The organism is Polaromonas sp. OV174 (assembly GCF_900112285.1).
GTDB lineage: Bacteria > Pseudomonadota > Gammaproteobacteria > Burkholderiales > Burkholderiaceae_C > Polaromonas.
In genome coordinates this window covers 83,654-97,629 of the sequence record NZ_FOKZ01000007.1, presented here as the reverse complement: position 1 = coordinate 97,629, position 13,976 = coordinate 83,654, and the positions used below count along the sequence as shown (strand labels likewise).

The 13,976-nt window shown below is 59.0% G+C and carries 15 protein-coding genes; 5 read left to right on the top strand and 10 right to left on the bottom strand.

Annotated elements, in window-relative coordinates; all coding sequences use genetic code 11:
• The first annotated feature begins 2 nt into the window (after positions 1-2).
• The 5 genes from BM160_RS08465 (at position 3) to BM160_RS08445 (ending at position 7,514) form a co-directional block, all read left to right on the top strand.
• Positions 3-1,445 carry a sigma-54-dependent transcriptional regulator gene (locus tag BM160_RS08465; RefSeq protein ID WP_092003461.1) on the top strand — a complete coding sequence of 481 codons (1,443 nt, stop codon included), beginning with the start codon at positions 3-5 and terminating at the stop codon, positions 1,443-1,445.
• Positions 1,432-2,034 carry a 1,6-anhydro-N-acetylmuramyl-L-alanine amidase AmpD gene (ampD, locus tag BM160_RS08460; RefSeq protein WP_092003691.1) on the top strand — a complete coding sequence of 201 codons (603 nt, stop codon included), beginning with the start codon at positions 1,432-1,434 and terminating at the stop codon, positions 2,032-2,034. Before BM160_RS08465 ends, ampD begins: the two co-directional genes overlap by 14 nt.
• 419 nt (positions 2,035-2,453) lie before the next feature.
• Positions 2,454-5,378 (top strand): ribonucleoside-diphosphate reductase subunit alpha, encoded by a 2,925-nt coding sequence (locus tag BM160_RS08455; protein ID WP_092003458.1) that lies wholly within the window; start codon positions 2,454-2,456, stop codon positions 5,376-5,378.
• 145 nt (positions 5,379-5,523) lie between these two features.
• Positions 5,524-6,711, top strand: coding sequence for a ribonucleotide-diphosphate reductase subunit beta (locus BM160_RS08450; protein ID WP_092003455.1), 1,188 nt, complete (start codon positions 5,524-5,526; stop codon positions 6,709-6,711).
• A gap of 197 nt (positions 6,712-6,908) precedes the next feature.
• The gene (locus BM160_RS08445) at positions 6,909-7,514 is read left to right on the top strand and encodes a histone H1-like DNA-binding protein (protein WP_092003452.1); all 606 of its coding nucleotides are present in this window, start codon (positions 6,909-6,911) and stop codon (positions 7,512-7,514) included.
• Between the two features lie 413 nt (positions 7,515-7,927).
• Here BM160_RS08445 and tatC read toward each other — a convergent pair whose 3' ends face one another.
• The 10 genes from tatC to hisH all read right to left on the bottom strand — a co-directional run bounded on the left by tatC (position 7,928) and on the right by hisH (position 13,910).
• Positions 7,928-8,716 carry a twin-arginine translocase subunit TatC gene (tatC, locus tag BM160_RS08440; RefSeq protein WP_092003449.1) on the bottom strand — a complete coding sequence of 263 codons (789 nt, stop codon included), beginning with the start codon at positions 8,714-8,716 and terminating at the stop codon, positions 7,928-7,930.
• Between the two features lie 70 nt (positions 8,717-8,786).
• On the bottom strand, positions 8,787-9,254 hold the full coding sequence (gene tatB, locus BM160_RS08435) for a Sec-independent protein translocase protein TatB (protein WP_092003446.1): 468 nt from the start codon (positions 9,252-9,254) through the stop codon (positions 8,787-8,789).
• Positions 9,255-9,303: 49 nt separating this feature from the next.
• Entirely contained in the window at positions 9,304-9,549 is a 246-nt protein-coding gene (tatA, locus tag BM160_RS08430) for a Sec-independent protein translocase subunit TatA (protein ID WP_092003443.1), read from the bottom strand.
• Positions 9,550-9,713: 164 nt separating this feature from the next.
• Positions 9,714-10,073, bottom strand: coding sequence for a histidine triad nucleotide-binding protein (locus BM160_RS08425; RefSeq protein ID WP_092003441.1), 360 nt, complete (start codon positions 10,071-10,073; stop codon positions 9,714-9,716).
• Between the two features lie 55 nt (positions 10,074-10,128).
• Positions 10,129-10,479 (bottom strand): DUF4870 family protein, encoded by a 351-nt coding sequence (locus BM160_RS08420; RefSeq protein ID WP_092003438.1) that lies wholly within the window; start codon positions 10,477-10,479, stop codon positions 10,129-10,131.
• Between the two features lie 53 nt (positions 10,480-10,532).
• Entirely contained in the window at positions 10,533-10,925 is a 393-nt protein-coding gene (locus BM160_RS08415) for a phosphoribosyl-ATP diphosphatase (protein WP_092003436.1), read from the bottom strand.
• A gap of 14 nt (positions 10,926-10,939) precedes the next feature.
• Positions 10,940-11,329, bottom strand: coding sequence for a phosphoribosyl-AMP cyclohydrolase (hisI, locus tag BM160_RS08410; protein WP_092003688.1), 390 nt, complete (start codon positions 11,327-11,329; stop codon positions 10,940-10,942).
• Positions 11,330-11,456: 127 nt separating this feature from the next.
• Positions 11,457-12,236 carry an imidazole glycerol phosphate synthase subunit HisF gene (hisF, locus tag BM160_RS08405; RefSeq protein ID WP_092003433.1) on the bottom strand — a complete coding sequence of 260 codons (780 nt, stop codon included), beginning with the start codon at positions 12,234-12,236 and terminating at the stop codon, positions 11,457-11,459.
• A 197-nt stretch (positions 12,237-12,433) separates the two neighbouring features.
• The gene (gene hisA, locus BM160_RS08400) at positions 12,434-13,174 is read right to left on the bottom strand and encodes a 1-(5-phosphoribosyl)-5-[(5-phosphoribosylamino)methylideneamino]imidazole-4-carboxamide isomerase (RefSeq protein ID WP_092003431.1); all 741 of its coding nucleotides are present in this window, start codon (positions 13,172-13,174) and stop codon (positions 12,434-12,436) included.
• Positions 13,175-13,241: 67 nt separating this feature from the next.
• Positions 13,242-13,910, bottom strand: coding sequence for an imidazole glycerol phosphate synthase subunit HisH (gene hisH / locus BM160_RS08395; protein ID WP_092003428.1), 669 nt, complete (start codon positions 13,908-13,910; stop codon positions 13,242-13,244).
• Positions 13,911-13,976 lie beyond the last annotated feature (66 nt).

Sequence of the window (13,976 nt, the reverse complement as noted above, 5' to 3'; positions counted from 1 at the left end):
CCATGAGCCTGCAAGCACCTGCTTTTGCCCCCGCCCGCATTCTTGTCATTGATGACGAGCCGGATTTGCGCACCCTGTATGAACTGACGCTGCTCAGGGAAGGCTATCGGGTGGAAGCGGCCGGCGATCTGCTGCAGGCCCGCGAACACCTCAAGGAACAGCGCTTTGACGCCGTCATCACAGACATGCGCTTGCCCGACGGCTTGGGGCTGGAGCTGCTGCGCGACCTGGCGACCCAGCAACGCAGCGAGCGCTGCGTGGTCATCACGGCGCATGGCTCGGCCGAAAATGCGGTGGAAGCGCTCAAGGCAGGGGCCTTTGACTACCTCACCAAACCGGTCGACCTGAAGCAGTTCCGCAGCGTCGTGGCTTCTGCGATTCAAGGCAGCAAAAACTTCGAGCCCCCCTTGCTCCAGGGCGAAGCACGCATGCCGGCGCCGGTCGCCGGGCCGACTGCTACGGCGGCCAAACCAGGCGACGCCTCGGCTCTTGCAAAACTGGTCGGCGAATCGCCGCTCATGCGGGCGGTGAAGGCTCGCATCGTCAAAGTAGCCGGCAGCATGGCGCCGATCTTGATCCAGGGCGAATCCGGTACCGGCAAGGAGCTGGTGGCGCGCGCGGTACATGACTGCAGCCACCGGGCCGCCAGCCCGTTTGTCGCGGTCAACTGCAGCGCCATTCCGGAAAACCTGCTGGAGGCCGAGTTTTTTGGCGCCCGCAAAGGCGCTTACACCGGCGCTACGCAGGATAGGCTGGGGCTGTTCCAGACGGCCAAGGGCGGCACCCTGTTTCTCGATGAGATTGGCGACTTGCCCCTGACCATGCAATCCAAGCTGCTGCGGGCCATTCAGGAGCGCACCGTGCGGCCGCTGGGATCAACCCAGGAAGACACGGTAGACGTACGCATCGTCAGCGCCACGCACAAAGACCTAGCGGCGGAAGTCCTGGCCGGAAGCTTTCGCCAGGATTTGTATTACCGCCTCAATGTGATTGAGATTGTGATGCCGGCGCTGCGCGAGCGGCTTGAAGATTTGCCAGCGCTTTGTCAGGCCCTGCTCTGCCGAATCTGCCAGGAGTCCGGCTTCGCCCCTCCAGAGTTGAGCCCGCCCATGCTGGAGCAACTGCGCTCGCGGCCCTTCAATGGCAACGTCAGGGAGCTGGAAAACATACTGCACCGTGCCGTGGCTCTTGGCGAAGACAGCGGTCTGCATTTCGACGCAGCACCGGAAAGCCATGTGGTGATCCCCGAAAATTTGCAGGATTTTCTGGATCAGCAAGAGCGCAATATCCTGATCAAGGTCTTGCAGGAAACCGGTTTTAACCGCACGGCCGCGGCCGCCAAACTGGGCCTGAGCCTGCGCCAGATCCGCTACCGCATCGCCCGTCTGGAAATCGCCACGCCCGGCAACGATGATGCAGGCGACGCAGCCGATGAACCCGCCTGAGCCTCTAAACCCCACAAGCAGCCAGCCCCTGTGGCACAAGGGCTGGTACCGTTATGCCCGCGCCCTGGCATCACCCAACTTCGGTCCCCGCCCGCTCCAGGCGCCGATTGACCTGATCGTCATTCATTCCATCAGCCTGCCGCCCGGGGAGTTCGGCAACGGCAACGTACAGCGCCTCTTTTGCAATCAGCTCGACTGGGATGCCCATCCTTATTTCCAGGGGATTCGTGGCTTGCAGGTTTCATCCCACTTTTTTATCACCCGCGGCGGTTCGCTCTGGCAATTTGTCAGCGCCGATGAGCGGGCCTGGCATGCCGGGCCATCCAGCTACCGGGGGCGCAGCAACTGCAATGACGACTCCATAGGCATTGAGCTGGAAGGACTGGAGGGCGGCCTGTTTGAAGCCCCTCAATACGAAACCCTGGCAGGACTTTGCGCGGCGCTGCTGCAGGCCTATCCCATTGCCCACATTGCCGGACATGAGCACATTGCACCGGGACGCAAGCACGACCCCGGCGCCGGATTTGACTGGCGGCAACTCCAAAGTTCACTGGCAGCCACAGATCAGGGTTTCCCCTTAAAAATCTGAGACAATTCGAATCCGCCGCCATGCCGTGGTGGCATTTTTTGGCTTGAAAACTCAAGGTCGCCAACCCTGCCCAGCAAGTACTGATCAAGGTTTGCAGCCCAAAGTCTGCGGGGAGTCGCATCCGCACTCCGTTTTTTTTGCGCAAGCCAGAAGGCATCAGGCCCGAGGCCGAATCAGGCGTAAAGACAGGCCCAAAAAACCCTCCCGGAGCACAAGCTTATTCCGTCAAAGTACACTACAGGTAGTGGCTTGTATTACCCCAGCACACTAGCTATAGTGTCTAAGCCCTAACGCAGGTTGATGCATTCGGGCCAATTTCTCAAGGTATCTGTTCATCGTTTGAACCGGCCTTGGGTAGCTTTAAAACTGCCCCGAACCACGCATCAAGCCCGTCACACAACACAGCAAAAGAGGAAATCATGCAAACAGCACAACATGTCGTGCCCGTGCCGTCCGGCGTTCCCGCGAGCGATTCCGCCAACAATCACGCCAGCGCAGCCTCCAATACTCTCGCCCATTACCAGATCATTCGCCGCAATGGCGCGGTGGTTCCTTTTGAGCCCAACAAGATCGCCGTGGCTGTGATGAAGGCCTTTCTGGCCGTTCACGGCACCCAGGGAGCGGCATCGGCCAGCGTGCGCGAGACGGTAGAGACCCTGACCCAGGCCGTTGTCCGGGCCCTGATGCGTTCACGCCCCAGCGGCGGCACGTTTCATATTGAAGATGTGCAGGATCAGGTTGAACTGGGCCTGATGCGCGGTGGACACCACGAGATTGCCCGCGCTTATGTGCTTTACCGTGAAAAACACAATCAAGAACGCGCCAAGCAGGTGCAAACCCAAACGCCTGCGACCCCACTGCTGCACGTGATGGACGGTGGCAAAAAGGTGGCGCTGGATATCCGCAACCTGCAGGCACTGATTGAGGCCTCCTGCGCCAATCTGGGCGCCGATGTCAAACCAGACCCCATCGTTGCGGAAACCATGCGCAACCTGTATGACGGCGTCCCCATTGAGGAAGTCTACAAAGCCTCCATCCTGGCGGCGCGTACGCTGATTGAAAAAGATCCCGACTACACCTACGCCACTGCCCGCCTGCTGCTGCACACCATCCGCAAGGAAGTGCTGGGCGAGGAAGTGAATCAGGAAGCCATGGCGATCCGCTACGCCAGCTACTTTCCCGAATTCATTGCCAAAGGCGTCAAAAACGAACTCCTGGACGAACAACTGCAGCAGTTTGACCTGGCTCGCCTGGGTGCGGCCCTCAAACCAGAGCGCGATCTGAAGTTTGACTACCTCGGCCTGCAGACCCTGTTTGACCGCTACTTCCTGCATGTGCGCAAGCAGCGCATTGAATTGCCACAGGCTTTCTTCATGCGCGTGGCTATGGGGCTCTCGCTCAATGAAAAAAACCGCGAAGAACGAGCCATAGAGTTCTATGAAGTGCTCTCGTCGTTCGACTTCATGTCGAGCACGCCCACGCTGTTCAATGCCGGCACCCTGCGCTCGCAGCTGTCGTCCTGCTACCTCACCACCGTGGCCGATGACCTGGGCGGGATTTACGACGCCATCAAGGAAAACGCGCTGCTGTCCAAATTTGCCGGCGGCCTGGGCAACGACTGGACCCCGGTGCGCGCCATGGGCGCCCATATCAAGGGTACCAACGGCGAATCCCAGGGCGTGGTGCCCTTCCTGAAGGTCGTCAACGACACCGCCGTGGCGGTCAACCAGGGCGGCAAGCGCAAGGGCGCGGTCTGCGCCTACCTGGAAACCTGGCACCTCGATATCGAAGAGTTCCTAGAGCTGCGCAAGAACACCGGTGATGACCGTCGCCGCACGCACGACATGAATACGTCCAACTGGATTCCCGACCTCTTCATGCGCCGCGTCATGGAAAAAGGCAGTTGGACGCTGTTCTCACCATCCGACACGCCAGACCTGCACGACAAGTTCGGCACGGATTTCGAAAAAGCCTATGTCGCCTACGAAGCGCGCGCCGAACGCGGCGAGCTCAAGCCGTCGCGCAAACTGCAGGCCACCGACATGTGGCGCAAGATGCTCTCGATGCTGTTCGAGACCGGCCATCCCTGGATCACCTTCAAGGACGCCTGCAACATCCGCTCGCCGCAGCAGCACGCCGGCGTCGTGCACTCGTCCAACCTGTGCACCGAGATTACGCTCAACACCAGCGAAACCGAAACCGCCGTCTGCAACCTGGGCTCGGTCAATCTGGTTCAGCACTTGAAGGACGGTGCGGTTGACCACGACAAGCTGAAGAAAACAATCACCACCGCCATGCGCATGCTGGACAACGTGATCGACATCAACTACTACGCGGTGGAAAAAGCCCGCCACTCCAACATGCGCCACCGTCCAGTCGGCCTGGGCCTGATGGGCTTTCAGGACTGCCTGTACGAGCTGCGCGTGCCCTACGCCTCGCAGGCCGCCGTCGAGTTTGCCGACCAGTCCATGGAAGCGATTTGCTACCACGCCTACTGGGCATCGACCGAACTGGCCAAGGAACGCGGCCAGTACGCCAGCTACAAGGGCTCGCTCTGGGATCAGGGCATCCTGCCGCTGGATACGCTGGACATGCTGGCCAAAGAACGCGGCGGTTATGTAGACGTTGATCGCTCCGCAACCCTGGACTGGGATGCCCTGCGCAAGAAAATTGCCCAGGACGGCATGCGCAATTCCAACTGCGTCGCCATTGCGCCCACGGCCACCATCTCCAACATCATTGGCGTGGATGCCTGCATCGAACCCTGCTTCGGCAACCTCTCGGTCAAGTCCAACCTGTCTGGCGAATTCACCGTCATCAACCACTACCTGGTCCGCGACCTCAAGCGCCTGGGCCTGTGGGACGATGTCATGGTGGTGGACCTGAAACATTTTGACGGCTCGCTGCGCCCCATAGACCGCGTTCCGAACGACATCAAGGCCTTGTACGCCACCGCCTTTGAAATCGAAACCTCGTGGATTGTGGAAGCCGGATCGCGCCGCCAGAAATGGATTGACCAGGCCCAGTCGCTCAACATCTATATGGCCGGCGCCTCGGGCAAGAAGCTCGACGAAACCTACAAGCTGGCTTGGGTGCGCGGCTTAAAAACCACCTACTACCTGCGCACCATGAGCGCCACGCACGCCGAGAAATCGACAGTGCAAGCGGGCAAGATGAACGCGGTGTCATCGGTTGCGGCAGCAGGGCCAGAGACCGCACGCGTCGGCGGCATCAGCATGCTTGAAGCAGCCGCCACTGCAGCGCAAGCGCAGATGGATGCGTCGCCCGCGACCGATATCAAGTTTTGCGCCATCGACGATCCAGGTTGCGAGGCCTGTCAGTAAAGAGCATCGAGTCGTGCGTTGAAAATTCTCCGCACGATTCGATGCCAACTCGATGTAATTGAGCAACACAAATTAGCAGCGATGTGAATGAACACTTTTCATTTTGTATTGCTGCTTTCATAATCCCCAAGTATTGGAAATCTCTATGTTGACCTGGGACGAAGAAGTCACACCATCGTTGCAAAAAACATCTGCCAGCGACCTGTCCGACAGCCGCTCGATGGAACTCCCGCCTCTATCTTTTACGTCAACCCAGCCAACCCAGGTGCAGACGCTTAATGACGGCGTAGCCGCCGCCGCGGCACCCGCCAAGGCCAAGCGCGTCAAGGCCTCGGACAAACGCATCATCAACGGCCAGACCGACGTCAACCAGCTGGTGCCCTTCAAGTACAAATGGGCCTGGGAAAAATACCTGGCGTCTTGCGCCAACCACTGGATGCCGCAGGAAGTCAACATGACGCGCGACATCGCGCTATGGAAAGACCCGAACGGCCTGACCGACGACGAGCGTCGCCTGGTCATGCGCAATCTCGGCTTTTTTGTGACGGCCGACTCGCTTGCCGCCAACAACATCGTGCTGGGCACCTACCGCCACATCACCGCGCCCGAATGCCGCCAGTTCCTGTTGCGCCAGGCCTTTGAAGAAGCCATTCATACCCACGCCTACCAGTACATCACCGAATCACTCGGCCTGGATGAGGGCGAAATCTTCAACGCCTACAACGAAGTGCAGTCCATCAAGGACAAGGACCAGTTCCTGATCCCTTTCATTGAAGCCATCTCTGACCCCAGCTTCAAGACCGGCACCACGGAGGCGGACCAGACCCTGCTCAAGTCGCTGATCGTGTTTGCCTGCCTGATGGAAGGCCTGTTCTTCTATGTCGGCTTCACGCAGATCCTGGCCCTGGGCCGCCAGAACAAGATGACCGGCGCCGCCGAGCAATACCAGTACATCCTGCGTGACGAATCCATGCACTGCAACTTCGGCATTGATCTGATCAACCAGCTCAAGCTGGAGAACCCGCATCTCTGGACCGCGGAGTTCAAGGCCGAAATCAACGCACTGTTCATGAAAGCCGTCGAACTGGAGTACCGCTACGCCGAAGACACCATGCCGCGTGGCGTGCTTGGGCTGAACGCCTCCATGTTCAAAGGCTACTTGCGCTACATCGCCAATCGTCGCGCCACGCAGATTGGGCTTGAAACTCTCTTCCCCAACGAGGAGAATCCGTTTCCGTGGATGAGCGAAATGATCGACCTGAAAAAAGAGCGCAACTTTTTTGAAACCCGCGTGATCGAGTACCAATCCGGTGGTGCCCTGTCTTGGGATTGATTCAAATAAACGCCAGCAACAAGCACAACAATGATTTCTAGAATTGCAATGATCCATGCCAGCACCGCAGAGTGCGCATGGGGCTTTGCTCCTGTGTTCGTGGCGCTGGGCCTGGTTATCCAAAGGCCCAACGCCATGAATCGCTTCACGTACTCCAATCGTGAAGTGCTCTTTGCAACGTAATCAAGGAGAAAACCATGGCAACTGCGAAAAAACCAGCAGCTAAAAAAGCTGCCCCGAAGAAAGCACCGGCTCAAAAAGTAGCGGCAAAAAAAGCGCCAGCAAAGAAAGTCGCTGCAAAGAAAGCTCCTGCTAAAAAAGTAGTAGCTGCAAAAGCACCGGCTAAAAAAGTCGCCGCTAAAAAAGTCGCTGCAAAGAAAGCTCCTGCTAAAAAAGTAGTGGCCCAAAAAGCACCGGCTAAAAAAGTCGCTGCAAAGAAAGTCGCCGCAAAGAAAGCTCCTGCTAAAAAAGTAGTAGCCCAAAAAGCACCTGCCAAAAAAGTAACGGCGAAAAAAGTCGTGGCTAAAAAAGCTCCTGCTAAAAAAGTAGTGGCTAAAAAAGTGACGGCACAAAAGCCAGCAGCGAAAAAAGCTGCTGTTAAAAACGCCGTTGCCAAGACCGCCGCAGCCAAAAAGCCTGCAGCCAAAAAACCTGTAGCCAAAAAAGCCGCAAAAAAACCAGCCGCCAAGAAAGCCGCGAAGAGCCCCGCTGCCAAAGTAGCTACTGCAGCATCGGGCCTTGCCGCTCAAACAACGCTGAACCCACAAGCTGCCTGGCCATTTCCAACCGCCAGCAAGCCGTAAGCCTTCAGACGTTTGAACCTGAAGCCCGATGTCGCAAGACACCGGGCTTTTTTCATTTCAGGTTGACTTTTCCGCAGCACGCCTCACTCAGCCATGAAGCCAGACTGGACGCCACCGGGCACCCTTTTTGCGATTGAAAAAGAACGGTGATGTGCGGAGCCTTGTGCATGGGACGCCCGCCTCTGCCAATGGCGAAGAAGGCCGGCAGGCACTGCACCTTGTGGCTGCATGCCCTGCCGGTGGATGGCAAGGCCAATCAGGTCTTGATTAAATAGCTGGTCGACTGCCTGGATGCGTGCGGCCAAAGACGCGCTCACCTGGTGCACAAAGAGACGCCAGGCGGGCAAGCCAACCCGGCGCCCGACCATTCAGGGTTGGCAGCGAAATCAGGGCCGCCAAACCCGATCCGCGACTCAGGCTGCTTCGGTGTCGGTATCAGGTGCTTTGGTGCGCTTGACCAGGACCTGGGCCGCCAGAATGCCGACCTCGTACAAACCGCCCACCACCATTAGCAGCATGATCATGGAGCCGGCATCCGGCGGTGTAACCAGGGCCGTGCCAATCGCTGCAGCGACCCAGAAATAACCGCGGTACTCACGCAGCTGGGCAACGCTGAGTACCCCCATGCGCACCAGCAGGATCACTGCAATAGGCACCTCAAAAGCCAGGCCGAAGGCCAGAAACATGCCGAGCACGAAATTGAGGTATTCCTCGATATCAGGCGCAGCGGTGATGGACTTGGGGGCGAAGCTCTGTATGAACTTGAACACCTGGCCAAACACGAAGTAGTAGCAAAAGGCGACGCCGATGAAAAACAGCAAGGTACTGGAAATCACCAGCGGCATCACCAGTTTTTTCTCATGGGAGTACAGGCCAGGCGCGACAAAGGCCCAGACCTGGTACAGCACCACCGGCAGCGCCACCATAAAGGCCGCCATGAAAAGAATCTTGATAGGCACCACAAAAGGCGAGATGACGTTGGTGGCGATCAGCGTGGCGCCCTTGGGCAGGGCCGCCACCAATGGCGCGGCCAAAATATCGTAGAGCGCGCCAGGGCCGGGAAACAGCGCCAGCAGGGCCGCCACAATGCCGATCGCGATCACCGCCTTGATCATCCGGTCGCGCAGCTCCATCAGGTGCTGCACAAAGGGCTGCTCGGTGCCCGCGAGTTCGTCGGGCTTGTCGGTATTGGGATCGCTCATGACGGGAGTGTGCGCCTAGGGTTTGCGCCGGGATGCGCGCGAATAAGGAAAAATCAGAAAGAAAGAAAAATCAGGCTTTGCGACCCGGCTGCGGACGAAAGCGAGCCACGCGGGCGGCACCGGATTGCGCCTTGCTGCGCACGCCGGAACGCGCCTTGTACCACTGCGGTGTGGCGCCCTGCTTGAGTCGCCATTTCTTTTTCGGATGCCGGTATTCGGGGAATACTTCCATGCCGGGCAGCTCACCGGAGGATGCGCTGCCGGTGGTTTCCGCCCACGATTTCTCGAAATCACTGGCGCTGGTCTGTAACGAATGCTCAACGTCGCGGGCCGCGTCCTCGACGTTTTCCTTCATTTTTTTGAGCTCATCGAGCTCCATGGAGCGGCTGACTTCCTGCTTCACGTCGGCCACATAGCGCTGCGCCTTGCCCAGCAAGGTACCCACGGTGCGAGCCACGCGCGGCAATTTTTCCGGGCCGATCACAATCAGCGCCACAGCGCCGATCAACGCAATTTTGGAGATGCCGAGATCAATCACTGATGCTCATGCCGGAAAAATTTCAGGGCGTGCGACATGCGGCCCCGATTCAAGATTTTTGCCGGGCTTCGACGTCAATCGTCGTCTTGTCGACGGACTGGGCATTGGTAACCTGGCCGGCCGGTGCCGCAGGTTTGTCGTCAGCAGCCGTTTGCCCGCCTTCTTTCATGCCGTCTTTGAAGCCCTTGACCGCACCACCGAGATCGCTGCCCATGTTTTTGAGCTTTTTGGTGCCAAACACCATCACGACGATCAACAGCACGATCAACCAGTGCCAAATGGAAAATCCACCCATGTTTCTCTCCTAATCTGTAATTGCCGATGTGCGAATATGCACGCCACAAACCCGATTCTAAAGGCCCTGCGTGACACGATGCCAATGACCCTTTAAGCCTGCAGCATTGAGTTAGTGTCGGCACCTGCCGCCAGGGTTCCCTAACGAGGCCGCCAAAGCCGCTGTCAGCCTTTCAGCCAGGGCCGCGGGCCGCCTATGACATGAAAATGCAGGTGATGCACTTCCTGACCGCCTTCGGTGCCGGTATTGGTCAGAATGCGGAAACCCCCTTTCGGATAGGGGTTGCAGCCCTGCTCCATGGCCAGCTTGGGCGCCAGCACCATCATGCGGCCCAGCAGCGCCGCATGCTCGGGCTCCACCTGCGCCATGGACGGTATATGCGCCTTGGGAATGATCAGGAAATGCACCGGCGCCCAGGGATGAATGTCGTGAAAGGCGAACAATTCGTCGTCTTCATAGACCTTGCGGCAGGGAATGGCGCCGGCGGCGATTTTGCAGAAAATGCAGGTGTCAGAGTGGCTCATGCGTTAATTCGGAATCAGTCAAAACAGGCACGGGAAGGTGAGGATGGGGCTGCGCTCAGGGCAAGCGGTCGCGATTGAAATGCATCCAGCCGCGCACGCAGCGGTACAAATACCAGAGCCAGACGATGCCATAGGCAATCGCACCGGGAAAAATAAACAGCAGCCACAAGGGTGACAGCAATGCCAGCCACAGCACCGTCCACCAGAAGGTGGCGATCATGTAGTTGTGGTGGTTGAGGTAAAGCACATCCGACTCGTCGGCACGCTGCACATAGTTGATGATGAGCGCGATCACGGCGAAAACACCGCCGCTGAACCAGGCCAGCGTATGCAGGCCATACAAGACGTGCATGACGACGCGGTTTTGAGGGGTTTTCATTTCAAACTCAGCCAAATCAGTTTCCATGGTTGCTTGCTCCTCTCAAAAGAACGACAACAAGGGACAGGCAGCTTACCTGCTCAGGACTTCTCCGCCGTCTCGCCGGCTTGGCGGTCCAGCGCTTTGCGCAAGGCTTTCTCCTCTATGCCGCTGATGCCTTCACGGCGCTCCAGCTCGGCCATCACATCGGCCGGGCGCAGGCCGTAGTGCGCCAGCGCAACCAGCGAGTGAAACCACAAGTCGGCGACTTCACCGACCAGTTTGGCCTTGAGCTCCGTCGTGGCGCCAGCGTAATCGATGTCCTTGGCGGCCATCACGGTTTCGGTGGCTTCCTCACCGATTTTCTTCAAAAAGGCATCCGGGCCTTTGTGCAGGAGGCGGGCAACATAGCTTTTGTCCGGATCGCCGCCGTTGGCCGGCTTGCGGGTTTCGATGATTTGCGCCAGGCGCTCAAGGGTATCGTTGGAGGACATGCTGGGTATAAAAACTATTTGTAGATGCTGCTCGGGTCTTTCAAGACCGGCTCGGTGACAACCCATTGGCCATCCCGGTAAAGGCTGAAAAAACAGCTGTGGCGGCCGGTGTGGCAGGCAATCCCCGGCTCATGACCGAGCTGCGTCACCTTGAGCAGCACCACGTCGTTGTCGCAGTCGAGCCGGATTTCGTGCACCGTTTGCAGGTGGCCCGATTCCTCGCCCTTGTGCCACAAACGCCCGCGCGAACGGCTGAAGTACACGGCCTGGCCCAGTTCGGCGGTTTTTTGCAGCGCCTCGCGGTTCATCCAGGCAAACATCAGCACATCGCCGCTGACGGCCTCCTGAGCAATGACCGGGACCAGGCCCTTGTCGTCCCAGCTGACTTCGTCTAACCAATTCATGATTTGCATTGTCCGTGATTGTGCGCCGCTGTGTTTTGGCAGATGCCGGGAGCACCCGAGCTTACTACCAAATCGATAGCTGGCAGCGACCGTCCCTTATGGGCTAGTGGCCTAAAAGGCTTGAAATTCAGAGCCGGACCGGAATACCGCGCTCGGCCATGTGGCGCTTGGCCTGCTGCACCGTGTATTCACCGTAATGAAAGATGCTGGCCGCCAGCACCGCATCGGCACCGCCAATTTGCACGCCGTCGGCCAGATGATCCAGATTGCCGACGCCACCCGAAGCGATCACCGGCACGCTGACGGCGTCGCTGACGGCGCGCGTCAAGGCCAGGTCAAAGCCGGCCTTGGTGCCGTCACGGTCCATGCTGGTCAGCAAAATTTCGCCGGCGCCGCGCCGTGCCATCTCGCTGGCCCAGGCTACGGCATCCAGGCCGGTGTTCTTGCGCCCGCCGTGGCTGTAGACATCCCAGCCCGCGCCGCGCGTCTTGGCGTCTTCCTCGCTGCGGCGCTTGGCGTCAATCGCCACCACGATGCACTGCGCGCCGTATTTGGCCGAGGCGTCGCTGATCACCTGCGGATTGGCCAGCGCGGCCGAGTTGAAGCTGGTCTTGTCGGCGCCGGCATTGAGCAGGCGACGCACGTCGTCGACGGTGCGCACGCCGCCACCCACCGTCAGCGGGATGAAGACCTGAGAAGCCACCGCTTCGATGATGTGCAGGATCAGGTCGCGACCGTCGCTGGTCGCGGTGATATCCAGAAAGGTCAGCTCGTCGGCACCCTGCTCGTTGTAGCGCGCGGCAATTTCCACCGGGTCGCCGGCATCGCGCAGCTGGGTGAAGTTGACGCCCTTGACGACGCGGCCGCCGGTCACGTCAAGGCAAGGAATAATTCTTTTGGCGAGCATGGACTTTAGACAGTAGGTTTGCGGAATTTAGAGGTTGCCAGAAATTCGACTATCGGGATTCAGGGCAAGGCGCGTGTCGTATCGCCCTTTGGGCTCATACGAGGGGAGCACAGGAACCGGAATGCACTCCCGTGCATGAGGATTCAGAGCACCGCGCAACGCAGCCATGCGCCCGAGAATCGGATTTATGGGAGCCTCTAGCCGTTTAGCTCGTCGGCGCGCGCTTGCGCCGCCGCAAAGTCCAGGTCGCCGCTGTAGATGGAGCGGCCGCAGATCACGCCTTCAACGCCCTCGTCTTCCACCGCGCACAGCGCTTCAATGTCTGCCATATTGGACAGGCCGCCAGAGGCGATGACGGGAATCGTCAGCGCCTGCGCCAGCTTGACGGTGGCTTCCATATTGATGCCGCTGAGCATGCCGTCGCGGCCGATGTCGGTGTAAATGATGGACTCAACGCCGTAGTCCTGGAATTTCTTGCCCAGATCGATCACTTCATGGCCGGTCAGCTTGCTCCAGCCATCGGTGGCGACCTTGCCGTCCTTGGCATCCAGGCCGACGATGATGTGGCCGCCAAAAGCGGTGCAGGCGTCCTGCAAAAAGCCCGGATTCTTCACCGCGGCCGTGCCTATGATGACGTAGCGCAGGCCGGCGTCGAGGTAGCGCTCAATCGTGTCCAGATCACGAATGCCGCCGCCCAGTTGCACGTCGATTTCCGTGCCCACTTCGGCCAGGATGCGCTTGATGGCCAACTCGTTCTTGGGCTTGCCGGCAAACGCTCCATTCAGATCCACCAGGTGCAGGCGACGCGCACCCTTGTCCACCCAGTTGCGCGCCATGGCGGCCGGGTCTTCGCTGAAAACGGTGGATTGATCCATGTCGCCCTGTTTCAGGCGAACGCAGTGACCGTCTTTCAGGTCAATCGCGGGGATGAGTAGCATGTTGGGGTAGAGGAAAACGGATGAAGGGGTTGAAAAAAACTCGCTCCAGCGATGTCGTCAGAACGGGTCAGGGCTTCCAATGCAGAAAATTGCGGTACAGGCTCAGTCCGTGGTCAGCACTTTTCTCGGGATGGAACTGGGTGGCGAAAATATTATCGCGTGCAATCGCCGCAGCAAAGCGCCCGCCGTAGTCGGCCTCGCCCGCAATGTGGCGCGCATCCGACGGACGGGCGTAAAAGCTGTGCACGAAGTAGAAATAGGCGCCATCCGGCACCCCAGCCCACAGCGGGTGCGCCGGGCTGGTTCGGTAAACCTGGTTCCAGCCCATTTGCGGCACCTTGAAACGGCTGCCATCGGGCTGGATTTGGCCGGCCAGCTCAAACTTGACGACTTCGCCGTGAATCAGCCCCAAACCTGGCGTGGGCGCGCCGGCCAGGCCTTCCTGGCTTTGGTCCAGCAGCATTTGCATGCCGACGCAGACGCCAAACAACGGCTTGTGCGCGGCGGCGTGCAAGACCGCGTCCTGCAGGCCGGATTCGGCCAGCGCCCGCATGCAGTCATGCATGGCGCCCTGGCCAGGCAACACCACGCGATCGGCGTCCAGCACATCCTGCGCCCGCGATGTCACCACCACCTCGTAGCCGCTGTCCTGGGCCACATGCTGGACGGCTTGCGACACCGAGCGCAGATTGCCCGAGCCATAGTCGACCACCGCCACGGTTTTCAATTTAGCCATTTGAATCGGTAAGTACTATGAATTTAATAGCTATTAGCGCTCAGCCCATAAGGACTGGAGGCCAAA

Bases quoted from the DNA above. Each gene is read 5' to 3' on its own strand.
- BM160_RS08425 (WP_092003441.1), bottom strand. From the start codon at position 10,073: ATGAGCCACTCTGACACCTGCATTTTCTGCAAAATCGCCGCCGGCGCC.
- tatC (WP_092003449.1), bottom strand. From the start codon at position 8,716: ATGAGCGATCCCAATACCGACAAGCCCGACGAACTCGCGGGCACCGAG.
- hisF (WP_092003433.1), bottom strand. From the start codon at position 12,236: ATGCTCGCCAAAAGAATTATTCCTTGCCTTGACGTGACCGGCGGCCGC.
- ampD (WP_092003691.1), top strand. From the start codon at position 1,432: ATGAACCCGCCTGAGCCTCTAAACCCCACAAGCAGCCAGCCCCTGTGG.
- hisA (WP_092003431.1), bottom strand. From the start codon at position 13,174: ATGCTACTCATCCCCGCGATTGACCTGAAAGACGGTCACTGCGTTCGC.
- BM160_RS08465 (WP_092003461.1), top strand. From the start codon at position 3: ATGAGCCTGCAAGCACCTGCTTTTGCCCCCGCCCGCATTCTTGTCATT.
- hisH (WP_092003428.1), bottom strand. From the start codon at position 13,910: ATGGCTAAATTGAAAACCGTGGCGGTGGTCGACTATGGCTCGGGCAAT.
- BM160_RS08450 (WP_092003455.1), top strand. From the start codon at position 5,524: ATGTTGACCTGGGACGAAGAAGTCACACCATCGTTGCAAAAAACATCT.
- BM160_RS08415 (WP_092003436.1), bottom strand. From the start codon at position 10,925: ATGTCCTCCAACGATACCCTTGAGCGCCTGGCGCAAATCATCGAAACC.
- hisI (WP_092003688.1), bottom strand. From the start codon at position 11,329: ATGAATTGGTTAGACGAAGTCAGCTGGGACGACAAGGGCCTGGTCCCG.
- BM160_RS08445 (WP_092003452.1), top strand. From the start codon at position 6,909: ATGGCAACTGCGAAAAAACCAGCAGCTAAAAAAGCTGCCCCGAAGAAA.
- BM160_RS08420 (WP_092003438.1), bottom strand. From the start codon at position 10,479: ATGGAAACTGATTTGGCTGAGTTTGAAATGAAAACCCCTCAAAACCGC.
- BM160_RS08455 (WP_092003458.1), top strand. From the start codon at position 2,454: ATGCAAACAGCACAACATGTCGTGCCCGTGCCGTCCGGCGTTCCCGCG.
- tatA (WP_092003443.1), bottom strand. From the start codon at position 9,549: ATGGGTGGATTTTCCATTTGGCACTGGTTGATCGTGCTGTTGATCGTC.